Source organism: Streptomyces sp. Act143 (genome assembly GCF_003143935.1).
Lineage (GTDB): Bacteria > Actinomycetota > Actinomycetes > Streptomycetales > Streptomycetaceae > Streptomyces.
On the sequence record NZ_QFRX01000001.1, the window covers coordinates 2,418,142 to 2,441,596 of the forward strand.

Below are 23,455 nucleotides of genomic sequence, written 5' to 3' on the forward strand. Positions count from 1 at the left end.
TCCAGCCGCCTCAGGCTCGTACGCTCCGGCCGCCTCACCCACGTCCGTCAGCTCCACCAGGTTCCTCCCCCGCACGCCAACTCCGCCCGGCTCACCCTCGTCCGTCGCGGCGGCTCAGGCGTCGGCGGGTTCGTACCGCTCCATGGAGTCCAGGGTGCGGATGCCCGGTATCGGCGACGGCAGCAGCCACAGCAGCGACAGCATCCCGCCGACGGCCGCCACGACGAAGGTCGTCCGGAGCCCCGCGCCGCCCGCGAGCGCCCCGCCCACGACGGCGCCGAGCGGCCGCACCCCGTAGTTGACGGTGCTGTAGGCGCCGGTGACCCGACTGCGCACCTCCACCGGGATCGCCGCGGCCATCAGCGAGTTGAGGCTGACGTCGAACAGCATGACGCCGAGGCCGATGAGGAACTGGGCGGCGCCCAGCACCCCGGCGCGCGCCCAGAGGGGGCCGTCGGCCACGACCGCGAGGGCGAAGGGCGCCGGGAACAGCACGGTTCCCACGGCGACGGCGCGGCCGATGCCGATCCGCCGGGACACCCGGGGCGCGACCAGCGCGCCGACGAGGGAGCCGGTCGCGCCGATACCGAGGGTCAATCCGATGACACCTGGCGGGAGTCCGAGTTCCCGGTCGGCGAACAGCACGACCAGCCCGCTGCCCGTCAGGAAGGTGAAGAAGTTGATGGTCGTCGTACAGCCGAGGCTCGCCCGCAGCACCGGATGACGCAGGACGAGCGCCAGCCCTTCCCGGGCGCCCTGCCACACCCCCTGCCCCTGCCGACGCTCCGGCACCGCCTCCGCCACCCGCACCCGGCGCAGCAGCAGCGCCGAGGCCAGGAAGGACACGGCGTCCACGACGACCGCGACCGGTGCGGTGAGCGCCTGCACGAGCCCCCCGCCCAGCGCCGGACCGGCGATGAAGGAGGCCGAACGGGCGGCGCTGAACTTGCTGTTGGCGTCGACGTAGGACGATGCCGGCAGCAGCCACGTGAAGAACGGCGTGAACGCGCAACCGGCCAGCACGCCCGCGGCACCGCACAGCAGGACGACGGCGTAGAGGTGTGCCGTCGTGAGCGTGCCCCACAGCCAGGCGGCGGGCAGCGAGAGCAGCGCCACCGCCCGGAACACGTCACACCCGATGATCAGTCGCCGCTTCCCCGGGCGGCCGTCGACCCACGCCCCCAGCAGCATCCCGAGCAGGTTGGGTGCCCAGGCCAGCGCGGTCAGCCAGGCCACCTGCCCGGCGGAGGCGTCCAGCGCGGTGACGGCGATCAACGGCACCGCCACCTCGGAGACCCGGTCGCCGGCCTGCGAGATCGCACTGCTGGTCCAGGTGAGGAGGAAGGGCCGGTGCCGCCACAGGGAGGTCGCGGTCCCGGAGGCGTCTCGCGGCCCGGAGACCACGTGCCGGGAGCTTGCATCGGAGGCCGCTCGCCGGGAGGCCGCTCGCCACGGGGTCACTCGGCCTCGCCCGCCTCCGGCAGGGCGTACCGCAGCAGTCGTACGCCGCGTGTGCCCGGCGGGCGGTCCGCCGCGTCGCGCGTCACATAGGGCGCGAGCACGGCCTCCACGGCGTCCTCGATCGCGGCGAGTTCCTCGGCGGAGACGACGACCCGGGTGTTGGCCAGCCGGGAGACGCGGCGCCACTCGGGCTCCAGTTCCGGCTCGGTCTCCGCCGCCCATCGTTCGATCTGCTCGGCGCCGCGGGCGAACATCTCCATGCCCAGCGCCCGTGCGGCCGAGAGCCCGTCCTCGTCGTCCGGCATCTCGAACCGGAATCCCCGGGCCACCGCCTCCCACCGCCGTTCGCGCCGGTCGACGCTCCCCTCGGCGTCCCGCACCAGTCCGAAGCCGGCCAGATGACGCAGATGCCAGCTGGTCACGGACGGAGTCGCGCCGACATGCGGGGACAACTGCGTGGCCGTGGCGGGCCCGTGGCGCTGGAGGCGCTCCAGGACGGCCAGCCGTACGGGATGCGCGAGCGCCCGCATGGTCTTCGGATCGGTGATCTCGATGTCGCCGAGACGGTTCCCGGACGTGCCCTCGGGACGAACTTCGGAATCCATGACGTGAGAGTGTCCTCTCACAAAGTATGAGAGTCAACTCTCACGTCGTCTGTGAACGGTGAACGGCCCCGCGCGTGGCGTGCGCGCCGATCGGCCGAACGGGTCTGGGGACGCTCCGAGTTGGAGTTTCCGGCCACCGGCCTGTACGTAAGGGGTGATCAGTACACGCTGGAGGGGGACCGGTGACACCGGAGGCTCTTGGACCGTTCAACCGCCGGGTCCGTCTGGTCGTCGAGGTCCGCGACGACCAGGACGAACGGGACCTGGCGACCCACCTGTTCGAGGCCCAGGGGTGGGGGGTGCGGCCGGTCCGCGACGGTGACGCGGTCACCGCCGAGGACGGCTACACGGCGCTCGTCGTCGAGATACCCGTGCACGGCTCACGCTGGACGGCGCGCGGAGCGGCCGCCGAGCGGCTGACCTCCCTCGCCGACCGGCGGAAGATCGACGTGTGGGTGCGGGAGACCAAGCTGGTCCCGCTCAAGTCGCCGGTCCCGCACACCACTTACCACGTGCATCACAAGGTGCCGGAGGGCGCTGGGCCCGTCCTGCGCAGACTCGCCGAGCAGTGGATCGCCGTGGGCGGGTGGGACGTTCGGCACACCCTGCACCTGCGCGGGGAGCCCACCGAGGAGCAACGCGAGCGGGCACTGGCCGAGTTGGCGGCGCGCAACATCGGCGGCCGGCCGTTCGACCGCGAGGTGCATGACGTCCGGGTGGCGCTGGGGCCGCGGAGCGACGGCACTCCGGAGCGTCCGCGCCGTCAGGCGCTCACGGTCGCGGCGGTGCTCGCCGTCGCCCTGGTCTGCCTGGCGTGCGGCGGCGTCGCGGGCGGCGCCGCGACCGGGTGGCGGTGGGCGGCACTGCTCGCCCCGGCCGGCCTCTCCTGGCCGGTGGGTGCCTGGCTGACCTCCAACGCGCCGCGGCCGTGGCTGGTCCGGCTGGCGTGTGGGGCCGCGTTCATGGCGGCCCTGACCTGCGTCGGATACCTGTGGGGGCACTCCCAGGAAGCAAGCCTCTCCCAGCAGTTCGTCTGGCTCGTCGTGACCCTCGGCATCGGCTTCGTCGCCTTCGGCCTCTGGTACGCGCTCAGCGCGTCGTGGTTCAGCCGCAACGTGCAGTGGTTCCTGCCGGTGCTGGCGGCGCCGCTGCCCTTCGTCATCCCCTGGGTGGGGACGTTTCTGCATGCCGTCTACCTGGAGGACATGTTCGGGATCCCGGCCGACGCCGTGCACGTGCCGTTCTTCTGGCAGTACGCGGTGGCGCTCAAGCCGCTGGCGGTGGCCGTGATCTGCGTGCTGACCGCCATCGCGACAGGGGGCTGGGCGCGGCACTTCAACGTGGCGGCGTCCGTCGCCGGCTTCTTCCGCCTGATGCTGGTGCTGGCCGGCATCGTCGCCGTGCTCACCACCGTGACCCTCTCCCTCGGCACGGTCGAGAGGGCGGCCGACCGGGCCATGGACGCGGCGGCCGAGGGCCGGCGTCCCGCCGCCTACTACGGCCTGCGGCCCGAACTGGTCTGCGTGCACCCCCTCGCCAAGAGCATCCCGGTCATCAACGGCCCCGTCCCCACGACCCGCCCCGTCATCTCCTTCCAGGCGAGCGGCGACACCCTCTGGCTCTGGGACCCGTCCCCGTCCCGGGGCGCCGACACCCCGCGCCATGCGCTGCGGCTGAGAGCGGAGGACGTGACCCTGACCGCCGCGCACGGCACGCACTGCTGAGGAACCGAGGCTCACCCTGCATGCACTAGCATGCAACCTAGACCCCCTAGGATCACCCTCTTGGGATCTCCCCAGGACAGAGAGCCGGAGACGTCCCCATGGCCCGCGCAGGAATCACCGCCGACCGCCTCACCGAGGCCGCCGCCGACCTCGCCGACGAGGTCGGGTTCGAGAAGGTCACCCTGTCCGCGCTCGCCCGGCACTTCGGGGTCAAGGACGCGAGTCTGTACTCGCACGTCAAGAACCTCCAGGAGCTGCGCACCCGGGTCGCGCTGCTCGCCGGGGCGGAGATGATCGACCGGATCGCCGTCGCGGTGGCGGGCCGGGCCGGCAAGGACGCGCTCGCCGCGTTCGCGGGGGCGTACCGGGAGTACGCCCTGGAGCGGCCGGGCCGTTACGCGGCCACCCAGATCCGCATCGACCAGGCCCTCATCGCCGACTCCCCCGGCTTCCGCCGCACCGCCGAGATCACCTACGGCATGCTCCGCGCCTACGGCCTGGAGGAGCCCGACCTCACCGACGCCGTCCGCCTGCTGCGCAGCACCTTCCACGGCTACTGCGCCCTGGAGTCCACCGGCGGCTTCGGCGCCGCCCGCGACGTACGTACGTCCTGGGACCGCGCGATCGACGCGCTGCACGTCCTGCTGGAGCACTGGCCCCGCGAGGAGTCCGCCGATGACTGAGCCGTACCACGACGTCCGGGGCGCCGGCCCCGTCCTGCTGATCATGCCCGGCGGCGCGGGCCACCCCATGGGGCTGGAACCGCTCGTCGAAGCCCTCGCCGCCCGCTGCACCGTCGTCACGTACGACCCCCTCGGCCTCGCGCACGGCCGACTCGGCCTCCCCGTCGCCGACCAGCGGGCCGAGGAGTGGAGCGACGGCGCGCGGCGGGTTCTCGACGAGGTGCTCGCCGAGGGGGAGACCGCTCATGTCCTCGGCACCAGTTCGGGCGGCATCGCCGCCCTCGACCTGCTCGCTCGCCACCCGGAGCGGCTGCGGCACGTGATCGCCCACGAGCCGCCGTGTGTGAGCGTGCTGCCGGACGGGGCGGAGCTCCAGGCCAAGTTCCGTGAGGTGTACGGCACTTACCGCGCCGCCGGGCTCCAGGCCGCGGGCGCGCACCTGGGTGCCGTCCTGGCGGAGCGGACGCCGGAGGCGTCCCCGCAGGGCCGGCCGCTGTCCCGGGAGGAGGAGCTGACCCACCCCATGGCGCTCTTCCTCGGCCATGTGCTGAGGCAGTTCACCTCCCACCCCCTCGACCTCACCGCCCTCCCCGCCGCCCGGCTCACCCTCGCCGCCGGAAGCGAGTCACGCGGTCAACTCCTCTACCGCACGGCGGAGTTCGTCGCCGACCGGACGGGGAGCGACTTCGTGGAGTTCCCGGGCGGGCATGTGGGTGCGGTGCAGCATCCCGCCGCCTTCGCGGCGGCGCTCATGAAGGCGTTCCGGCTCGGCTGAGGGCCACGACCTCACCGTACGAGGGAGTCGCGCCCTGCGGCGAACGGCCCTCCGTGACGTCCGAGACCGCCTCCAGCAGGGCGCCCAGCGCCCGCCGGTACAGCAGCGAGCCGAGGCTGACGCGGCGGACACCGAGGTCGGCCAGTCGGTCGACGGTGGGGCCGGTCGGCGAATAGAGGATGTTGAGGGGGACGTCCAGCCGGCCGACGAGGGGTCCGATGATCTCCGGGTCGGCGAGACCGGGCACGAACACCCCGTCGGCACCGGCCCGTTGGTAGGCGTCGAGGCGCTGGAGGGTTCCCTCGCCGTCGCCGAGCCAGTACGTGTCGGTGCGGGCGTTCACGAAGAGGTCCGGTGCCGCCGACTTGACCGCGGTGATCTTCGCGGCGTGCAGCTCGACCGGTCCGAGCCCGTCCTCCAGGTTGATCCCGACGGCGCCGACGGCCGCCAACTCCTGTGCAAACTGCGCGACTTCCTCGGGATCGTCGCTGAACCCGCCCTCCGCGTCCACCGACACCAGAAACGGCTCCGTCCCCAGCGTCAACGCCAGCCGCAGGGTCTCGTCCCGGGTGGCCGAGGCCCCGTCGGGCAGCCCGGCCGCGGCGGCGACGGCCAGGCTGGTGGTGCCGACGGCCGGGAAGCCCCGGCCGGCCAGCAGCACGGCCGAGGCGTGGTCCCAGGCGTTGGGCAGCAGGAGGGGGCCGTCGCCGTGGTGAAGTGCGGCGAAGGGGGTCACGACAACTCCCCCACCGCGTCGGCGTAGTACGTGGATCCCGCGAGGTGACGGGCGAGCTCGCGGAAGCTCCATCCCTCCCCGGGGGAGGCGTCGAGCTGGTCGTCGTCCAGCGCGTCCAGACGGTTCGCCCAGATCCGGGCGAGCCGGGTGAGCCTGCTGCGGGCCTCGTCGAGGTCCTCCTGCGTGAAGGGCGCGAGGTCCGCCCCGGTGGTCGTCGTGGACGCGTGCCACCGGTCCGGCTGCGGCTTCTCGCCGGCCAACCGGGCCTCCAGCTCGGCCAGATGGTCGACCAGGTGATCGGCGACCCGCCGGATGGCCTTGTGCGGGGTGTAGACACGGTCGTCGATCTCGAAGAGCCTGCCGTCCCAGCGCGTCCAGGTCGCGGCCAGGGCGAGTACGTGAGCGACCATGCCGGTGACGGCCTGGGCGGGGGTGTCGTGGGGATGCTCGGTCATGGACGGCACGCTAGAGCCGTGTTCCTTCGGCGCCCGCCGAAACGTCCCGCCCCGCACCGCGGCCCCGGGACTAGGATCGGCCCATGATCTGTCGTGTGTGGCGGGGCTGGACCACGAAGGACAACGCCGACGCCTACGAAGGCATCGTGCGCGGACAGGTGATCCCGGGCATCGAGGAGCGGCACATCCCGGGGTTCCTCTCGATCGATCTGGTCCGGCGCGAGCGGGACGACGACGTGGAGTTCATGACCCTGATGTGGTTCGAGTCCCTGTCGTCGGTCCAGGCGTTCATGGGCGAGGACTACGAGACGGCCCATGTGCCGGAGGCCGCACAGGCCGTACTCGCGGACTACGACAGGCGCTCGGCCCACTACGAGGTCCTGGACCGCCGGGAGCAGGCGGGCTGAGCGGCCGGGTCACCCGCTGCGGCGAGCGGTCGGGCCGGGCGCGCGGCGCGGGCGCGCAGTGGTCCGCCGGTCATTCGCCCCGCTCCGCCGCGCTGCGCTCCACACAGAACTCGTTGCCCTCCGGATCGGCCATCACCACCCACCCGGTGCCGTCCGGCCTGCGCTGGTCGTCGGCGACGGTCGCGCCGAGTGCGAGGAGCCGTTCGACCTCCTCGTCGCGGGTGCGGTCCTGGGGCTGGAGGTCGACATGGACGCGGTTCTTGGCGGTCTTGGTGTCGGGGACGGTGACGAAGAGCAGGCCCGCGGCCTCGATCAGGGCCATGGGATCGCCGGGCTGGTCCTCCTCGTGGAGGGGCTGGTCGAGGACCTGGGACCAGAAGGTGGCGAGGCCGTAGGCGTCGGCGCAGTCGATCGTCACGTGGCGGATCACGGAAGTCATGTGATCGATCTTTGTGCACTGCTGTGAAACCAGGCAACCAGTGGGGCAACCTTCCGGCGGCCGGCGGCGACCTGTAGGCATGACTTCGGCACTGCACAGCGCCTCCCACCGCCGCGTCCACGGTGTCCGCAAGCCCCTCGTCGCGGGGCTCGCCGCCACCGCGGCCTGCGGGCCGGCCGCCTCCGCCGCTTCGGGGGCGCTGTCGGCCAAGTTCCCCTGCCGGCCGACCGGTTGCACCAACGTCCGGGAGTGGCCGCCGACGGCGACGGCGACCACCCCGAGCGGCACCCTGCCCTGGGCCTCCGTCCCGGTCACCTCGTCGTACGCGACCGCCCTGACCGGCGCGTCCCCGACCACGGCAACCCTGAAGAACACCCGCCTGACGCCCTGACGAACCGGGCCGGTCAGCCCCGAGACACCGCCTCCCCCGTCCTGCACGACGCATGCGGCCGGGGGAGGCGGGCCAAGCCCGGGCCACCCGCACCTCCGGCACCCCTCACCCGGCTCGCGTACCCCGGACACAGCTCACACGCCCCACCCGGCTCCCGCATCACGGGCACGGCAACGCACCCTTCACCCGGCTCCCGCGACCGCCCCGGCCACCACCGCGTCGACCATCCGCCGCACGACGTCGACCGGCAGTCCCGGGTTCCGTGCCGCCGTCTCCGCCCCGCCCCCGCGCAGCAGTCCGACCAGCAGCCGGGCCGGCATCCGCGGGTGCAGGGCCGCGGCCTGGCGTACGTGCTCGTGCGGGTCCTCCAGCAGGCGTGCCGCCGCGGTGGCCGACAGGCGCGGGTCGGTGGCGGCGCGGTACCGCACCTCCTCGCTCATGTCCCGGCTGAGCCGCTCGACCAGTTCGGGGGTCGACTCGGGGTCGTCCAGGGCCAGTCGACGCATCCGCGGGCTCGGGTCGTCGGCGTATCGGAGGAGGTCGTGGCGGGGGAAGTTCGGATGTCCGCGCGGCCGGTCGGGGGTGCTGAGGCTGCCGTCCCACCAGCGCCACACCCGCAGCAGCAGGTCGGCGGGCGCGTCGTCGCAGGACTCGGCGAGGAAGAGCTGGACGATCCGGTCCTCGTCACGGGCGAGGCGTTCGACGACGTCCGGCGGGAGGTGCCGGGCCCTGGCGACGCCCCGGCGCACCAGGAAGTGGGAGGAGGCGGCCAGGCGGCGCATGGCGTCCTCGTCGTGGTGCAGGGCCTTGACCCAGTCCAGTTCGAAGTGGCGGGTGCCCGGATCGGGCTCGACCGGGATGCCGGACCGCTGCTCCTCCGTGAGGTCGGGCCGCTTGGACACCTCGAAGCGGACCCCGTCGTCGTGGTCCTCGGCGAGGAGGGCGACCAGGTCGGGGTCCAGGCGCGGGTTGGCGGCGAGCGACCGGCGCTGCGCCCGCTCCCCGTGGCGGGCCAGGTGCTCGGCGAGGTCGCGCTCCAGGAGGCAGGTCTCCAGGGCCCGGCCGTCGGCTCCCTCGACGTCCTCGGCGTCGAACACCGCCCGGGGCATCGGCCGGTCCTGGTGGTACAGCACGCGCGACCTGGCGCGCACGATGGCGTGGGAGTCGGCGAGGAGCGCTTCCCGGCCCGCCGCGTCGAGATGGGGCCAGGCGGTCCGGCAGGCCACGGCGCGCACGCCGTCGGCCGGGTCGGCGGCCAGCTGGACCGCTACGGAGGCGGGCAGGCCCCGGAGCCGCGCGGCCTCGGAACGTACGCGCGCGGACGGGTCCGCGGCGAGGGCGCGGCAGGCGTCCTCGGCGACGCGGGCCTGGCGTTCCGCCGCCGTCATGGCGAGGAGCCACCGCTGCCGCTCGTCCTGCTCGGCGAGGAGCACCCGGGCCCACTGCCCCGGAGTGATGTCCGGCTGGGCTGCGGCGGCCCGGGACCGGACCTCCCAGTCGGGGTCGGCCAGCAGCGCGTCGACCGCCTCGGCCGGCAGCGCGCCGTACAGGGCGTAGGAGGTCCGCGCCGGGAGCAGCGGCCGCAGCTGTGCCGGTGTGGCCGGGTTGAGCGAGAGTCCGCTCGCCCACGCGTCGAGCACCCGCTGCGGACACCTGGGCCCCCGGAACAGCGTCTCCCAGGCAGCCTCCCGCTCCTCCGGGCTCTCCAGGCCCGCCATCCGGGCGGCTTCCTCCCGGCGCTGCCGCACCCGGTCGACGGCGACGAGCCACACCGCGTACTCCTCGGTCGTGGCCCCCACCAGGACGTCCCCGTCCAACGACATGGTGACGAACTCCGGTTGCCCGGACCGCTCGCCGAGCACGCCCGCGAGATCCCACCGGTCGCACAGCCGCACCCTCACCCACCCGTCCGTCCCACTGCCGGGGAAGTCGACGAGGAACACCCCGTCCGCACCGAAGATCCCGGCGTCGGACGCCAACCGGTGCCACTCGGCGTTGAGGTCACCGACCAGGTCGGGCCGGTCCGAGGCGACCGTCACACTCGGCTCGGCCTGCCACGCGGTCACGTACCGCCAGGCGAACGGGGCCGGCAGCACCTCCTCGACCCGCCGCTCGCCCACCATCTCGAGCCCGGCCCGCCCCAGCAGTTCTACGAGTTCCGCTCCCCCACGCATGATCCCCATACTGCCCGAACCGGCTCAGCGGCCGGCGGTGACTTCCACCCCGGTGCCGTCCATCCGGGCCTCGGCCTCCCGGCCGTCGCTCCACCGCACGTGCAGCACACCGGAGTCGTCGAGACGTACGCTCACCGCGTCCGCCAGCGGCCGGGGCTCCGCCTCACCGGTGAGCCGGGCGAGGGCGACGAACAGGGTGTCCCCGTCGCCGGTCACACCGGTCAGCTCGGCGCCCAGTGCTACGGCCGGCAGGATCTCCGCCCGCAGCCCCTGCGCCGCGGCCCACCCCGTGACGCGCACCGGCGTCCCCGGCGCCGCCCCCGCCACCAGATGGGCCCGCACCTCCACCGCCCCGTGCGCCAGCACCAGACTGGTCACCCGCGCTCCCCCGCCGGCGGCATGCCGCGAGGCCGCCCAGCCGTCACCGGCGCCCAGCGGTTCGATGTCCGTACGGCTCGGATCGCCCCCGACGAGCACGCTGTTGTCGTACGACGGGGAGGGCACCGTGGCCGTCGAGTAGGCGAGGCGCGTGTAGTACGGGTCGTAGCGGACGTCCTCGCTGCCGTGGTTGTGGAGGCGCACCAGGCCGTCCGAACGCGTCGACTGGAGGAGCCAGTTGGGGGCGGCGATCGGGCGGGTCGCATCCGTCCGCTCGGCCGGGGCCGGTTCCTCGGGCGCCGTCCACGCCTCGTGCTCCGGCGGCAGCAGCAGGCCGAGGAACGCCTTGCTCGCCCAGTACGGGGAGGCGGGGCCCGAGTAGCCCTGGAGGACGGCCTCGTCGGGGCCGAGCCAGCCCAGGGTCAGCACACCGTCGGCGTTCACCGCACCCCGGTCCAGGAAGTACTTCAGGGCACCGGAGGCCAGCCGTCGTGTCGCACCCGGCGTGAGGGGTGTCCGGCCGGTGAGGGCGCCGAGCCAGAGGGGGGCCGCGGTCGCGAAGCGGTAGGTGAGGGAGCGACCCTGGTGCATCGGGGCGCCGTCGCCGCCGAACAGGTGGGCGTAGTCGGCGAGATGGGCTTCGAGGCGGTCGCCGTAGCGGCTGAGCAGGCGGGTGTCGCCGGCCAGGTAAGCGTGCAGCACCGGGTACAGGTGCATCGCCCAGCCGTTGTAGTAGTCGTACTTGCGGCCGTCGCCGTCGGTGTACCAGCCGCCGCCGACGTACCACCCCTCGATACGCTCCAGGCCGCGGTCGACGGCCTTGCCGGACGCCTCGGTCTCGTACCCGATCTCCTTCAGGAAGCCGCCGACGGTGACCGGGAAGAGCTCCCAGTTGCAGGGCCAGGCCTCGGCGGTGAGTGCGTCGCCGAGCCACGCCGCCGCGCGCTGCCGTACGGCGTCGTCCAGCCGGTCCCACAGCAGGGGGCGGGTCAGGCGCAGCGCGAGGGCGATCGACGCCGCCTCGACCAGGGGCTGGCTGCGGTCCTCGATGCGGGGCCAGACACCGCAGACGCCGGCGGCGAGGCCGTCCGCGTACCGCTGGAGCGCGGTCTCGTCGCGGCGGAAGGCCGCCAGCAGCAGCGTGCGGGCGTAGCCCTCCAGGCCGTCGGAGAGCCGGCCGGACCAGCTCGTGTGCGCGCCGGGGAAGTGGTAGAGGGCGCGGTCCTCGGTGGCGTACGGCTCGGTCGCGGCGAGCAGGGCGTCGGCGGCGGCTTCCCAGTGGGCGCGGGTGTAGCCGGTGCAAGGACTCAGGGCACGGTCTTCGGACGGAAGGTGCATGGGCTCGCTTTCGATCTTGGCGAAGTATGACGCCCTGAAGGGGCGCGGGGAGCTGCGCGGCCTGCCTCCACCGTCCCGCAGAGGAGCGACCGCCCCCCGGCCGGCAGGCCTGAGGCGCCCCGGTTCCGGTCGGGGCGCCTCAGGGGCTCAGTCCGCCCGCACCAGGCCTTCCGGGACCAGGTGCTGGGCGAGCAGTTCGTCGCGGACGAGTCCGGCGTACACCGTGGCTCCGTGCACGGACGTGTGCGTGTTGTCGCGCTTCTCGTTGTACAGGTACAGCGCCTTGGAACCCTCGGGGCCGAGGGACTCCACGAGCGACTTGGTCCTCGCGGTCAGGTCGATCAGCGGGACGCCGTTGTCTGCCGCGACCGAGCGGATGACGGCGGGGTGGTCGACGCCGAGGCCGTTGACCAGGAGTGCGGTGTTGTTGTTCAGGGTGCCGTCCGAGTTGAACCAGCGTCGCACGATCGGCGTCACGAGGACAGGCTCACCGCCCTTTTCGCGGATCCCGGCGACCAGAGTCTCCAGGTTCGCCCGGTAGGTCGCCTCGTCGGTGGTCTTGTCGTTGTGGGCGAGCTGGACCAGGACGAGGTCCCCGGGTCGGATCAACGGCTGGACGGTGCCCCAGAGTTGGGCGCTCGCGAGGTAAGTGACCGTGGACTCGCCGGAGTCGGCGTAGTTGGCGACGGAGAGATTCCTGCGCAGGTACTGCGGCAGCTGCTGCCCCCAGCCGGAGTACGGGTCGCCGGGCTGGTCGCAGACCGTGGAGTCGCCGACCAGGAAGATCTGGCGGGCCCGGTGGGCCGGGGTGACCTTGATGTCGGCGAGGGCGGGCGCCGCGCCGCCGATGACCAGATCGAGGCCGGGGGTGCCCGCGGCGCCGGTGGGCTCGCCCTCGGGGGTGCGGACGTTCACGGTGAAGCTGCGGGCGATCCGCTCACCGGCGGGCGCGGCCGTCTCCGGCAGCAGGGAGCGCCGCGTCTCGCCGCTGATCGCGGTGCTCGACGCGGTGTCGCCGCCGAGGAGGACCTTCACGTCGTAGGTGCCCGCCGGGACGTCGAAGTGGCAGGCGCCGGCGGTGCAGTTGTCGATGCCGAGGGGGGCGGACCCCGCAGCGGCGTGGGCGGGTACGGCGGTCAGTCCGGCACCCAGGGTGAGCGCCGCCAGCACGGCGAGGTTGAAACGTCTCATTCGCTGCTCCTCCGACACATGGCTAGACCTGGCGGCTGGACGGTACCGCCATCGGCAAGCGCTTTCTAGACCTTGAATCGATTTCACAAGATTGCCAACCTCCCGCGAGCGAAAGCCCTTTCGCGAAATCGATTCAACTGTCACTCTGCGAGTCACCCGCACCTCCCCCGCATGTCTCGAAGGAGGCACCCCCATGTCCGGAGCCGCACCCAACGGAGGCGTCGGCCGCCGCGCCTTCGTGCTCGGCAGCGCCGCCGCGGCCGGTACGGCCGCACTCGCCGGGCCGCTCGCCCAGACGGCGTCCGCCGCGACCTTCGGCTGGACCGACGACGGCTCGAACTACGTCGTCGACACCGGCGCCAACCTCGTCTTCAAGGTCAGCAAGACCAATGGCGACCTGACCTCACTGGTCTACAAGGGCACCGAGTACCAGGGCTACGGCGGCAAGAACTCGCACATCGAATCCGGCCTCGGCACCTCGACGGTGACGATCCGTCAGTCCGGGTCGACGATCCTGGTCTCGGTCGCGTACGGCACGCTCCGCCACTACTACGCGGCCCGCAGCGGCGAGAACAACATCTACCTGTGGACCAACCGCGCCGACACCTCGGTGGCCTCCACCCGCTTCATCCTGCGCGTCAAGGCGGGCCTGTTCCTCAACGACGAACCCGATTCCTACACTTACGCGCCCACCACCATCGAGGCCTCCGACGTCTTCGCCAAGTCCGACGGCCAGACCCGCTCCAAGCACTACTCGAAGCTGCGGGTCATGGACTACAACTACATCGGCTGGACGACGGGCAGCGTCGGCCTGTGGATCGTCCGCTCCAACCACGAGAAGGCCTCCGGCGGTCCCTTCTACCGCTCCCTCCTGCGCCACCAGAGCGCCGACGGCGGCGGACTGTACGAGATCCTGCACTACGCCCAGAACCAGACCGAGGACGAGCGCTTCGGCCTCCAGGGCCCGTACGTCATCGCCCTCACCGACGGCGGCGCCCCCTCCTCCTCGCTCTACCCGGGCACGCTGGCCACCTCCTGGGCCGACTCCCTCGGCATCTCCGGCTACGTGGCCGCGAGCGGCCGGGGCCGGGTCGCGGGCGTCGGGATCACCGGCCGCAACACGGCCTACCCGTACACGGTCGGGCTCGCCAACTCGGCCGCCCAGTACTGGGGTTCGGCCCGCTCGTCCGACGGCTGGTTCTCGATCACCGGGGTGCTGCCGGGGACGTACACGCTCACCGTCTACAAGGGCGAACTCGGCGTCCACACCACGTCGGTGACGGTGACCGCGGGCGGCACGACCACCCTCAACACCATCGCGATCCCGTCCTCGAACGATCCGAGCAACGCGAGCGCGATCTGGCGCATCAACGACTGGAACGGCACGCCGAGCGGTTTCAAGAACGCCGACCTGATGACGTACGCCCACCCCTCCGACGTCCGCGCCGCCGCCTGGACCGGCAATGTGGTCATCGGCAGCGGCACCGAGACCTCCGCGTTCCCCTGCTACCTCTGGAAGGACGTCAACAGCGGTCTGCTGGTGTACTTCAAGCTGACCGCGGCCCAGGCCGCCGCCGCGCACACCCTGCGCATCGGCGTGACGACGGCCTACGCCAACGGACGGCCGCAGGTCGTCGTCAACGACACCTGGACGTCGGCGATCCCCTCCCCGCCCACCCAGCCGAGCACCCGGTCGCTGACCAACGGCTCCTACCGGGGCAACAACTACACGTTCGCCTACAGCGTCCCGGCGAGCGCCTGGCTCACGGACACCAGCCAGTACAACATCCTGAAGATCAACGTGGTGAGCGGTTCGGGGACGACGGCCTATCTCAGCGCCGGCACGTCGATCGACGCGATCGACCTGCTGGCCTGATGTGACGTCATGTTCCGCGCGTCCACTGCTGGTTCGTCGCTCCGCTGCAGGTGTAGGTGATGATCGCCGCGGAGTTGGCGGTGGACGCGCCGTTCACGTCGAGGCACTCGCCGGTGGCGCGGGCCTTGATGGTGACGTACGAGCCCGAGGTGACCACCGACCACTGCTGGGTGGTCGTGCCGGAGCTGCAGTTCTCCTGGGTGACGTTGGTGGCGTTCTCCTGGAGGCACAACGAGCTGCCGCGGCCGACCAGCTGGTAGTAGCCGGTACCGAGGTCCTTGAACCACCACTTCTGGTTGCCGCCGCCGTTGCAGGTGTACTGGCTGATCGCGATGCCCTGCCACAGCGACTGGTCGGGCACGTCGGCGCACTTGGAACTGTGGCGCGCGATCAGCGTGTTGTACGTGGCGCTCGTCCCGCCGATCGTGCCGGCGGCCGTGTCCACCGTGACCTCGGGGTACCAGGACATGGACATCTTGGTGGAACTCGGGAAGGTCAGCGGCAGCCACACGTACCGGGAGTCGTTGACCGTGCCGCCGAAGGAGTTGCCCCAGCGGTCGCCCATGTAGAGGTACGAGGTGCCCGAGGTCCCGGTGACCGGGAGGACGTACGCGGTCTGGGAGTTGTACGTCGTGGAGTCGCCGACGTTCGCCATCGCGCTCCACGGCCCGGCGAGGGAGGTGGCGGTGGCGTACTGCTGCTGGTTGGCGCTCCAGCCGGTGGCGCCGGAGGTCAGCATGAAGTAGACGCTGCCCCGTTTGAACAGCGCCGGTGCCTCGCGGTGGCCGCCCGGCCAGGGGTTGGCGACCAGGCTGTCGATGCCGGTGTAGGAGGCGTTCAGCTTGTAGATGTGCAGGTCGTAGTTCTCGTTGGCGGCCGAGACCATGTAGCCGGTGCCGTCGGTGTCGACGTACGTGGTGATGTCCCGGGACATGTACTGGCCGAGCGGGCGGAAGCTGCCCTGGTAGGTGTAGGTGCCGTCGACGGTGTCGGAGACGGCGACGGCCGCGCGGGCCTCGCTGTAGTCCGTGCCGTTCTCCTTGTGCATCCACATGACGAACTTGCCGGTGGAGGCGTTGTACATGACCTTGGGCCGCTCGATGTAGGCGGTGCCCAGCTCGGTGGCGGAGGACTGGGTCAGGACGTTGTTCCTGAACTCCCAGTTCTTCAGGTCGGTGGAGCGGTAGACGGAGACGGCCTTGAAGGTGTTGTCGGCGTTGCGGTTCTCGCCGAACCAGTAGTAGTACGAGCCGACCTTGATGACCCCGCCGCCGTGGGCGTGCAGGGCGTTGCCCGAACTGTCCGTGAACTGCACCCCGTTGGGGATCGTCAGGGCCGCGGCCTGGGCGGGACCCGCGGTGACGAGGGCGCCGGCGAGGGCCAGGCAGAGGGCGAGCAGTACCGCGTACGCACGTCTCATGACGCGACCTCCAGGTCCGTGACGGTGGTGTCCGCCACCGGGATGCCGAAATCGGGGGTGCCGTCCGCGTGCCAGCCCAGCTTCTGGACGCGGGTGTGCCGGTTGGGGTCGTTCAGCGGGTCGCCGACGATCTCCTTGTACTGGCGGGCGTGGTAGACGAGGACGTCGCTGCGGCCGTCCTCGGCGACGGTGAAGCAGTTGTGGCCGGGGCCGTACTGCCGGGTGGTGTCGTTGCTGGTGAAGACCGGGGCCGGCGACTTGGACCAGCTGGCCGGGTCCATGAGGTCGGCGTCCGCGTCGACGGTCAGCAGGCCCATGCAGTAGTGGAAGTCGGTGGCGCTGGCCGAGTAGGACATGAAGAGCCGGCCGTTGCGGGCGATGACGGACGGCCCCTCGTTGACCTTGTACCCGACGCACTCCCAGTCGTACTCGGGTGTCGACAGCCGCACCTGAGGCCCCGTCAGAGTCCAGGGGTTCGCCATCTTCGACAGCCACAGGGCGGTGTTGTTGGCCATGCCGGGTTCGTGCTGGGCCCAGGCGAGGTAGCGGGTGCCGCGGTGGGTGAAGGTGGTGGCGTCGAGGGAGAAGGTCTCCCAGGCCGTCCTGATCTGGCCCCGCTCGGCCCAAGTGCCCTTGAAAGGATCGGGGTTGGCGTTCTCCAAGACCCAGATCCGGATGTCCCACACGCTCTCGGCGGGCGCGGAGGCGAAGTAGATGTACCACTTGCCGCCGATGCGGTGGATCTCCGGAGCCCAGATGTGCGCGCCCATCGGGCCGGTGGCGTGCTTGGTCCAGATGACCGACTCGGCGGCGGTCGCCAGGCCGTTCAGGGTGCGGGAACGGCGCAGGATGATCCGGTCGTACTCGGGGGCGGTGGCGGTGAAGTAGTAGGTGCCGTCGGAGTGGCGGTGGATGTGCGGGTCGGCGCGGTGGCGGACGAGCGGGTTCACGAACGGGGGTGCCTTCTTCGGGCTCGATGCGGTCGGGCTCGGGGCGGTCGGGCTCGGGGCGGCTGCGGCAGCGGTGGGGGTCGTGGCCAGGGCGCCCGCGGCCAGGGCGCCCTTCAGCAGCAGCCGGCGGTCGGGGACGGGGGGAACGCGGCTCATACGGACTGCCTCTCGGGTGGGGGTGTCCTGAGAGCGATGTTCGATATTGAGAACATCTGTTGTTATTGCGAACAGCCGAAAGGTACGGCCGGCAACAAGGGAGGTCAACGGGTCGGACGCGACAAGAGAAGGCGCTTTCTGCGAGCGCTCTCCGGGCGGGTGACCTCGACCTGGCGGCGGCCGGGGCCAACCTCGCGAAGAAGATCACCGTGCTGGACCACCAGGGGACCCCGAGGACCACGGGCACCTTCACCGGGCTGAAGGGAGGGCGCGCAGATCAAGCTCGCGGACACCGCCCACTGGATCACCGACAAGGGCGGCGACGGCAACGACGTCGTCCTCACCGCCCGCCACAGGCGAGACCTCCGAACCGGAGGGAATCCCGGCCTCCACAGCCGACGTGACCCGCATCGCGGGCGCCGCGCAGGACGACGAGCTCGCCTGTGGCCGTACGCCCTGTACCTCGGCCTGCTGGGCGGCCTGGCGGTCCCGGCGGCCAGGCACCGGCCCGCACGCCACGGCGGCGGACGACATGCGGTGCGCTGAGAGACGGTCCGAGTTCTGCCGGGCTCCCCAGACCCCCTGGGGCACGGGGCTGTGCCGATGCGCGGTTCCGCCGCGTGGGCGCGACCGGCCACAACCAGCCGCACCCGGCCCCCGACAGCAAGAGGCACCCCCGTGGCCGCAACGACTACTGTCAACACCATGACCAGCTCCTCCACCCTCGCCCAGGCGCTAGCCACCCGCACCGTCGTCCTCGACGGCGGCATGTCCAACCAGCTCGAGTCCGCCGGCCACGACCTGAGCGACGAGCTGTGGTCGGCCCGGCTGCTCGCCGAGCGCCCCGAGGCGATCACCGAGGCGCACCTGGCCTACTACGAGGCCGGCGCGGACGTCGCGATCACCTCCAGCTACCAGGCGACTTTCGAGGGCTTCGAGAAGCGCGGCATCAGTCACGACCGCGCCACCGAGCTGCTGTCCCTCAGCGTGGAGCTGGCCCGCGAGGCGGCCCGGCAGGCGCAGGCGAAGGGCGTCACCCGACCGCTGTACGTCGCCGCCTCCGTCGGCCCCTACGGGGCGATGCTCGCGGACGGCTCCGAATACCGCGGCCGGTACGGGCTGAGCGTGGCGGAGCTGGAGGCGTTCCACCGCCCGCGCCTGGAGGTGCTGGCCGCGACCGGGCCTGACGTCCTGGCCCTCGAAACCGTGCCGGACGCCGACGAGGCGCAGGCGCTGCTGCGGGCGCTGCGCGGGCTGGACACGCCCGCCTGGCTGTCGTACTCGGTCGCGGGCGACCGCACCCGTGCCGGGCAGCCGCTGGAGGAGGCCTTCGCCCCGGCCGCCGACGCGGACGAGGTCGTCGCGGTCGGCGTGAACTGCTGTGCGCCGGAGGACGTGGAGAGGGCGGTCGAGATCGCGGCCCGGGTCACCGGCAAGCCGGTCGTGGTCTACCCCAACAGCGGCGAGGCCTGGGACGCCGAGGCCCGCGCCTGGAGCGGCCGGTCCAGCTTCGCGCCGGGCGAGGTACTGGCCTGGCAGGGGGCCGGGGCGCGGCTGATCGGCGGCTGCTGCCGGGTGGGTCCGGCGGCGATCGCGTCGATCGCGGGGACCCTGTCGTCGCACGCGTAGTCCGCGCCCTCCCCCTCCTCCCCGCCCGCTGCTAGCCTCCGTTTCGGGAACCGGTTGCTGACGCGTTGCCGCAGTTCCCGAGGGGTGGCGGGAGCACGGGGAGAGGGGCGTGGCCGGGGATGACCAGAAAGAGCGAGGACGCGAGCCGGAGCACCATCCGGGACGTGGCGGCCCGCGCGGGGGTGTCCGCGTCGACCGTGTCGCGGGTGCTCGGCGGGGTCTATCCGGTGAGCACGACGACCCGGACGCGCGTGCTGCGGGCCGTGCGCGAGCTGGACTACGTCGCCGACGCGCGCGCCAAGGCCGTCGCGGGTGCCGGCACGCCCACGCTGGCGTTCGTGCTGGAGGACATCACCGGACCGTCGTTCGCGCTGATGGCGCACGGCGTGGAGCGCGAGGCTACCCGGCTGGGGCATCTGTGCCTGGTGTGCAGCACCGAGGGCGACGCCCGGCACGAGGTCGAGTTCGTGGAGATGATGCGCGCCCAGCGGGCCGCGGCCGTGATCCTGGTCGGTGGCGGCGCCGACACCGCCGAGTACCGCGAGCGCACCCGGCGCATGGCCGACTCGCTCGCCTCGGCCGGCTCCCGACTGGTGCTGTGCGGGCGCCCGCCGCTCGGGCCCGGGGCGCCGGTGACGGTCATCGAGTACGACAACGAGGGCGGCGCCTACGCCCTGGTCGCCCACGTCCTCGCGCAGGGCCACCGCCGGGTGCTGTTCCTCGGCGGCGGGCCGGACCACACCACGGCCCAGGGCCGGGAGCGCGGCTATCTCGCCGCCCACCGGGCCCGTGGCCTGGAACCCGACCCGGAGCTGGTGCTGCACGGCGACTTCACCCGCGACTCGGGCCACCGGCTGATGCGCCAAGTCCTGGAGCGGCGGCTGGAGTTCACGGCCGTGGTGGCCGCCACCGACATGGTCGCCGCGGGGGCGCTCACCGCCCTGCACGAGGCGGGCCTGAGCGTGCCGGACGACGTGTCGCTGGCCGGGTACGACGACATCCCGTTCGCCCGGGATCTGCATCCGGCGCTGACGACCGTGCATGTTCCCTACGAGGAGCTGGGCAGGCTCGCGGTACGGACCGCGCTGGGGCGCGAGCCGAACGCACCGGACGAGCATCTGCTGCTGGGGACGCATGTGGTGGTGCGGAACTCGGTGGCGGCAGCGCGGTAACGGCACCGCGGCGCCCCCTTGTCGCCGCACCGGTCGTTTCCTATGCTCACGGCTACAGCAACCGGTTTCCATCCGGGGAGTACCGCCCATGTCCACCGGCCCGATCCGTCTCACCGACCGCGCGTCGAGCGCCCTGCGCCCGGCGACCGGCGCCCGCATCACCGGCGGCTTCTGGGCCGAGCGGCGCAGAATCAACGCCGAGGTGAGCATCCCGCAGGGCCCGGCCCGGCTGGAGTCAGCCGGGAATCTGGCCAACCTCCGGGCCGCCGCCGACGGCAAGGGCGTCTTCACCGGCGACTTCCCGTTCCAGGACTCGGACGTCCACAAGTGGCTGGAGGCGGCGTCCTGGCAGCTGGCCGACACCCCCGACGACCACGAACTGACCGCCCGAGTGGCCGGGTTGACGCGTCTGCTCGCCGACGCGCAGGAGGCCGACGGCTATCTCCAGACGTACTACCAGGTCGCCCACCCCGAGAAGCGCTGGCAGGACCTGGGCTGGGGCCATGAGCTGTACTGCGCGGGTCATCTGATCCAGGCCGCGGTCGCCCACCACCGGGCCACGGGTCGCCGCGAACTCCTGGACGTGGCCGAGCGGTTCGCCGTACTCGTCGACTCGGTGTTCGGCATGGACAAGGAGATCGACGGGGTGTGCGGGCATCCCGAGATCGAGACCGCGCTGGTGGAGCTGTACCGGGAGACCGGGGAGCGGCGCTGGCTCGACCTCGCCGGGTACTTCGTGGACCGGCGCGGGCACGGGTTGCTCGACGGCGGCGTCAACCCCCATCTGGGCCGCACCTACTGGCAGGACCACACACCGGTACGCGAGGCCGCGTCCGTCACCGGGCACGCCGTACGGCAGCTGTATCTGCTGGCGGCCGTGGCGGACCTGGCCGCCGAGACCGGCGACGCCGGACTGCGGGCCGCGGCCGAGCGGTTGTGGGACGCGATGGTGGCGGCGAAGACCTATCTGACGGGCGGGCTCGGGGCCCGGCACGAGGGCGAGGCGTTCGGGGAGCCGTACGAACTGCCGCCGGACCGCGCCTACGCGGAGACCTGCGCGGCGATCGCGTCGATCCAGTGGTCGTGGCGGATGGCGCTGCTGACCGGCGAGGCGAAGTACTCCGACCTCGTCGAGCGCACCCTCTACAACGGTTTCCTGGCCGGGGTCGGTCTGGACGGGGACAGCTGGCTGTACGTCAACCCGCTCCAGGTCCGCGAGGCGTACGAGGGCGCCTTCGAGCCGGACAAGGCGGCCCGCCGCACCCCCTGGTTCCGGTGCGCCTGCTGCCCGCCGAACGTCATGCGGCTGCTGGCGTCCCTCCCCCACTACCTGGTGAGCGGTGATGCCGAAGGACTCCAGCTGCACCAGTACGCCACGGGGCAGTACGAGGCCGGTGGCGGCCGGGTCCGGGTGGAGACCGAATATCCGTGGCAGGGGCGGATCTCGGTGACCGTCGAGGAGGCTCCGGCCGACGCGGACTGGACGCTGTCGCTGCGCATCCCGTCCTGGTGCACGGACTTCACCGCGTCGGCCCCCGACGGGGCGGCGCCCACCGAGACCCACCCGGGCTGGCTGCGGCTGCGCCGCCGCTGGTCCCCCGGCGACACCCTCACCCTGGACCTGGAGCTGACGCCCCGGCTGACCCGCCCCGACCCCTACGTGGACGCCGTACGGGGCTGTGCGGCCATCGAGCGCGGCCCGCTGGTGCACTGCCTGGAGGCCGCCGACCAGCGGCCCGGCGTCCCCTTCGAGGACCTCGTCCTGCCCGCCGGCGCCCGCCTGGCGGCCCACCACGATCCCGGGCTGCTCGGCGGGGTCACCGTGGTCACGGCCGACGGACGGAGCCGGGGAGGCGAAGGCGTCGTACCACTGACCGCAGTTCCGTACCACGTGTGGGCGAACCGGCGGCCGGGGGCGATGCGGGTGTGGATTCCTCAGGAGTGAGGTCGCGGGCCCACAGGGCCAGCGCGGCGTCGAGCGGCCCGTACGCGGTGTGCGGCGCGCCGTCCCCGAAGATCCGCACCGGGTGCGTGGCGTCCCACGCCTGCCACCCCGGGTTGCCGTGCTCCGCGAACCGCACCCACGCCCCGTGCATGGCGTCACTCAGCTCCTGCGGAGCGCCCTCGCCCGCCAGTTTGGCCGACTCGGGGCTCTCCCCGGTGTCGAAGACGAAGCCGAGCTCCAGCGCGTGGCAGGAGCCGAGGCCGGGGAGGTTCGAGGGCCAGGCGAACTCGTAGACGTACGCCCTGCCGGGGCGGGCGTCGGCCAGCCGGTGCAGCGGAAGGCGCAGCAGGTGGTCGGTGACCATCTGGCCGACGATCTCGGCGGTCCCGGCACCGGGGTGCAGGGCGCGGTAGCCGCGCGGCACCTCGTGTCCGGTGTGGCAGCGTGCCATGGCACCGGCGAGGGCGACCGGGCCGAGCCGGTCGACGCGCTCCAGCAGGCCGCCGGGGACCAGCCAGAGCCGGTACTCGTCCCGGGTCCAGCCCGTCATCAGCTCGACGCCACGGGCCGCGTCCCCCTCGACGAGGGCGTCCAGGGGGTCGCGCGGGACGAGGTCGCCGTCGACGACGATCCCGAAGGCGGGGCCGCCGAGCACCGGGCTGCTGAGCTTGCCCACCTCGGCCTGGGTGCGCAGCAGCAGCTCGCGGTCGACCTCGGCGAAGGCGGCGGCGGTGGCCGGGATCTTCAGCCGGGCCGCCATCCGGCGCACCATCCGCCGCACCTTGTCCCGGTCGGCGGCCTCCGGCGGGCCGCTCTGCAGGATCGCCCGCCGGACCAGGCCCTGGGCCTGCGGCGCGGCGAGCAGGGCGCCGGTGCTGATCGCGCCGGCCGACTGACCCGCCAGGGTGACCCGGGCGGGGTCGCCGCCGAACGCCTCGACCGACCGCTGCACCCACTCCAGGGCGGCGAGCTGGTCGCGCAGGCCGGGGTTGGCGGGGGCGTCCGGGAACAGCCCGTAGCCCTCGACCCCCAGCCGGTAGTTCACGGAGACGAACACCACGCCGTCGCGGGCGAAGGCGTGCCCGTCGTAGACCGGCACGGCCGAGGAACCCCTGGTCAGAGCGCCGCCGTGCAGCCAGACCAGAACCGGGAGCCGGGCCCCGCGGCCCGGCTCCGGTGTCCACACGTTGAGATTGAGGCAGTCGTCCCCGGGCACCGCCGGGTCGGACAGGTACTGCGCGAAGGCCTCGGAGTACGGCGGTTTCGGCGCCGTCGGCCCGAATGCGGCGGCGTCCCGCACCCCGTCCCAGGGCTCGGGCGGCAGGGGCGGCCGGAACCGGCGCGGCCCGAACGGCGGGGCCGCGTAGGGGATGCCCCGGAACACCGCCACACCCCGCTCGTACCGGCCGCGGACGGCCCCGTAGGGCGTCCTGACCACGGGGTTCGCCTGGTCTGCCGTCATGCGCCCACCAGCCCTTCGCCGCGCTCGTGCACCGGTAATACCAGAGCATCACAGTCCCTGCTCGTATTCCGGTGCACGGGCACTTGCC

At 72.6% G+C, this 23,455-nt stretch carries 20 protein-coding genes; 9 read left to right on the forward strand and 11 right to left on the reverse strand.

What is annotated here, in order from left to right:
• Positions 1-114: 114 nt before the first annotated feature.
• On the reverse strand, positions 115-1,404 hold the full coding sequence (locus DI272_RS10855) for an MFS transporter (RefSeq protein WP_219933844.1): 1,290 nt from the start codon (positions 1,402-1,404) through the stop codon (positions 115-117).
• 53 nt (positions 1,405-1,457) lie between these two features.
• The gene (locus tag DI272_RS44895; protein WP_109495156.1) at positions 1,458-2,066 is read right to left on the reverse strand and encodes a helix-turn-helix transcriptional regulator; all 609 of its coding nucleotides are present in this window, start codon (positions 2,064-2,066) and stop codon (positions 1,458-1,460) included.
• A 182-nt stretch (positions 2,067-2,248) separates the two neighbouring features.
• Between DI272_RS44895 and DI272_RS10865 the strand changes: the two genes are divergently transcribed.
• The 3 genes from DI272_RS10865 (at position 2,249) to DI272_RS10875 (ending at position 5,248) form a co-directional block, all read left to right on the forward strand.
• On the forward strand, positions 2,249-3,790 hold the full coding sequence (locus DI272_RS10865) for a hypothetical protein (RefSeq protein ID WP_109495157.1): 1,542 nt from the start codon (positions 2,249-2,251) through the stop codon (positions 3,788-3,790).
• 98 nt (positions 3,791-3,888) lie between these two features.
• A complete protein-coding gene (locus DI272_RS10870) occupies positions 3,889-4,473 on the forward strand; it encodes a TetR/AcrR family transcriptional regulator (protein WP_109495158.1) in 585 nt (194 codons plus the stop codon).
• Positions 4,466-5,248: an alpha/beta fold hydrolase gene (locus DI272_RS10875; protein ID WP_109495159.1), complete on the forward strand. Its 783-nt coding sequence runs from the start codon at positions 4,466-4,468 to the stop codon at positions 5,246-5,248. Before DI272_RS10870 ends, DI272_RS10875 begins: the two co-directional genes overlap by 8 nt.
• Here the strand turns inward: DI272_RS10875 and DI272_RS10880 are convergent.
• Positions 5,223-5,984 carry an isocitrate lyase/phosphoenolpyruvate mutase family protein gene (locus DI272_RS10880; RefSeq protein WP_258314519.1) on the reverse strand — a complete coding sequence of 254 codons (762 nt, stop codon included), beginning with the start codon at positions 5,982-5,984 and terminating at the stop codon, positions 5,223-5,225. The genes DI272_RS10875 and DI272_RS10880 overlap by 26 nt on opposite strands.
• Positions 5,981-6,439 carry a hypothetical protein gene (locus tag DI272_RS10885; protein ID WP_109495161.1) on the reverse strand — a complete coding sequence of 153 codons (459 nt, stop codon included), beginning with the start codon at positions 6,437-6,439 and terminating at the stop codon, positions 5,981-5,983. Before DI272_RS10885 ends, DI272_RS10880 begins: the two co-directional genes overlap by 4 nt.
• 83 nt (positions 6,440-6,522) lie before the next feature.
• On the opposite strand from DI272_RS10885, the gene DI272_RS10890 reads away from it, so the two are divergent.
• Positions 6,523-6,846, forward strand: a complete 324-nt coding sequence (locus DI272_RS10890) for an antibiotic biosynthesis monooxygenase (protein WP_109495162.1) — start codon at positions 6,523-6,525, stop codon at positions 6,844-6,846.
• Between the two features lie 70 nt (positions 6,847-6,916).
• Here DI272_RS10890 and DI272_RS10895 read toward each other — a convergent pair whose 3' ends face one another.
• A complete protein-coding gene (locus DI272_RS10895; RefSeq protein WP_109495163.1) occupies positions 6,917-7,285 on the reverse strand; it encodes a VOC family protein in 369 nt (122 codons plus the stop codon).
• A 79-nt stretch (positions 7,286-7,364) separates the two neighbouring features.
• Here DI272_RS10895 and DI272_RS10900 point away from each other — a divergent pair, with 79 nt between their 5' ends.
• Complete coding sequence (locus tag DI272_RS10900; RefSeq protein WP_109495164.1) at positions 7,365-7,676, forward strand: hypothetical protein; 312 nt, start codon at positions 7,365-7,367, stop codon at positions 7,674-7,676.
• 182 nt (positions 7,677-7,858) lie between these two features.
• On the opposite strand, the gene DI272_RS10905 is transcribed toward DI272_RS10900, so the two are convergent.
• From DI272_RS10905 to DI272_RS10915, 3 genes are all read right to left on the reverse strand, one after another.
• A complete protein-coding gene (locus DI272_RS10905; RefSeq protein ID WP_109500781.1) occupies positions 7,859-9,850 on the reverse strand; it encodes a PE-PGRS family protein in 1,992 nt (663 codons plus the stop codon).
• Between the two features lie 24 nt (positions 9,851-9,874).
• Positions 9,875-11,566, reverse strand: coding sequence for a DUF2264 domain-containing protein (locus DI272_RS10910; protein WP_109495165.1), 1,692 nt, complete (start codon positions 11,564-11,566; stop codon positions 9,875-9,877).
• A gap of 147 nt (positions 11,567-11,713) precedes the next feature.
• Positions 11,714-12,757: a rhamnogalacturonan acetylesterase gene (locus tag DI272_RS10915; protein WP_109495166.1), complete on the reverse strand. Its 1,044-nt coding sequence runs from the start codon at positions 12,755-12,757 to the stop codon at positions 11,714-11,716.
• A gap of 193 nt (positions 12,758-12,950) precedes the next feature.
• Between DI272_RS10915 and DI272_RS10920 the strand changes: the two genes are divergently transcribed.
• On the forward strand, positions 12,951-14,633 hold the full coding sequence (locus tag DI272_RS10920; protein ID WP_109495167.1) for a rhamnogalacturonan lyase B N-terminal domain-containing protein: 1,683 nt from the start codon (positions 12,951-12,953) through the stop codon (positions 14,631-14,633).
• 7 nt (positions 14,634-14,640) lie between these two features.
• Here the strand turns inward: DI272_RS10920 and DI272_RS10925 are convergent, their stop codons facing one another.
• The gene (locus DI272_RS10925; protein ID WP_109495168.1) at positions 14,641-16,053 is read right to left on the reverse strand and encodes an RICIN domain-containing protein; all 1,413 of its coding nucleotides are present in this window, start codon (positions 16,051-16,053) and stop codon (positions 14,641-14,643) included.
• Entirely contained in the window at positions 16,050-17,159 is a 1,110-nt protein-coding gene (locus DI272_RS10930) for a family 43 glycosylhydrolase (RefSeq protein WP_109495169.1), read from the reverse strand. The genes DI272_RS10925 and DI272_RS10930 overlap by 4 nt, the downstream gene beginning before the upstream one ends.
• 705 nt (positions 17,160-17,864) lie before the next feature.
• On the opposite strand from DI272_RS10930, the gene mmuM reads away from it, so the two are divergent.
• The 3 genes from mmuM to DI272_RS10950 all read left to right on the forward strand — a co-directional run bounded on the left by mmuM (position 17,865) and on the right by DI272_RS10950 (position 21,905).
• Positions 17,865-18,788, forward strand: coding sequence for a homocysteine S-methyltransferase (mmuM, locus tag DI272_RS10940; RefSeq protein WP_109495171.1), 924 nt, complete (start codon positions 17,865-17,867; stop codon positions 18,786-18,788).
• Between the two features lie 119 nt (positions 18,789-18,907).
• A complete protein-coding gene (locus DI272_RS10945) occupies positions 18,908-19,960 on the forward strand; it encodes a LacI family DNA-binding transcriptional regulator (protein WP_109495172.1) in 1,053 nt (350 codons plus the stop codon).
• Positions 19,961-20,048: 88 nt separating this feature from the next.
• Positions 20,049-21,905, forward strand: a complete 1,857-nt coding sequence (locus DI272_RS10950) for a glycoside hydrolase family 127 protein (protein WP_146238322.1) — start codon at positions 20,049-20,051, stop codon at positions 21,903-21,905.
• Here DI272_RS10950 and DI272_RS10955 read toward each other — a convergent pair.
• Positions 21,787-23,367, reverse strand: a complete 1,581-nt coding sequence (locus DI272_RS10955) for a carboxylesterase/lipase family protein (protein WP_109495173.1) — start codon at positions 23,365-23,367, stop codon at positions 21,787-21,789. The genes DI272_RS10950 and DI272_RS10955 overlap by 119 nt on opposite strands.
• Between the last annotated feature and the right edge of the window lie 88 nt (positions 23,368-23,455).

Coding starts and splice junctions, on each gene's coding strand:
- DI272_RS10905 (WP_109500781.1), bottom strand. CDS start 9,850: ATGCGTGGGGGAGCGGAACTCGTAGAACTGCTGGGGCGGGCCGGGCTC.
- DI272_RS10915 (WP_109495166.1), bottom strand. CDS start 12,757: ATGAGACGTTTCAACCTCGCCGTGCTGGCGGCGCTCACCCTGGGTGCC.
- mmuM (WP_109495171.1), top strand. CDS start 17,865: ATGACCAGCTCCTCCACCCTCGCCCAGGCGCTAGCCACCCGCACCGTC.
- DI272_RS10870 (WP_109495158.1), top strand. CDS start 3,889: ATGGCCCGCGCAGGAATCACCGCCGACCGCCTCACCGAGGCCGCCGCC.
- DI272_RS10910 (WP_109495165.1), bottom strand. CDS start 11,566: ATGCACCTTCCGTCCGAAGACCGTGCCCTGAGTCCTTGCACCGGCTAC.
- DI272_RS10890 (WP_109495162.1), top strand. CDS start 6,523: ATGATCTGTCGTGTGTGGCGGGGCTGGACCACGAAGGACAACGCCGAC.
- DI272_RS10930 (WP_109495169.1), bottom strand. CDS start 17,159: ATGAGCCGCGTTCCCCCCGTCCCCGACCGCCGGCTGCTGCTGAAGGGC.
- DI272_RS10925 (WP_109495168.1), bottom strand. CDS start 16,053: ATGAGACGTGCGTACGCGGTACTGCTCGCCCTCTGCCTGGCCCTCGCC.
- DI272_RS10900 (WP_109495164.1), top strand. CDS start 7,365: ATGACTTCGGCACTGCACAGCGCCTCCCACCGCCGCGTCCACGGTGTC.
- DI272_RS10920 (WP_109495167.1), top strand. CDS start 12,951: ATGTCCGGAGCCGCACCCAACGGAGGCGTCGGCCGCCGCGCCTTCGTG.
- DI272_RS10895 (WP_109495163.1), bottom strand. CDS start 7,285: ATGACTTCCGTGATCCGCCACGTGACGATCGACTGCGCCGACGCCTAC.
- DI272_RS10955 (WP_109495173.1), bottom strand. CDS start 23,367: ATGACGGCAGACCAGGCGAACCCCGTGGTCAGGACGCCCTACGGGGCC.
- DI272_RS10950 (WP_146238322.1), top strand. CDS start 20,049: ATGTCCACCGGCCCGATCCGTCTCACCGACCGCGCGTCGAGCGCCCTG.
- DI272_RS44895 (WP_109495156.1), bottom strand. CDS start 2,066: ATGGATTCCGAAGTTCGTCCCGAGGGCACGTCCGGGAACCGTCTCGGC.
- DI272_RS10945 (WP_109495172.1), top strand. CDS start 18,908: ATGACCAGAAAGAGCGAGGACGCGAGCCGGAGCACCATCCGGGACGTG.
- DI272_RS10885 (WP_109495161.1), bottom strand. CDS start 6,439: ATGACCGAGCATCCCCACGACACCCCCGCCCAGGCCGTCACCGGCATG.
- DI272_RS10875 (WP_109495159.1), top strand. CDS start 4,466: ATGACTGAGCCGTACCACGACGTCCGGGGCGCCGGCCCCGTCCTGCTG.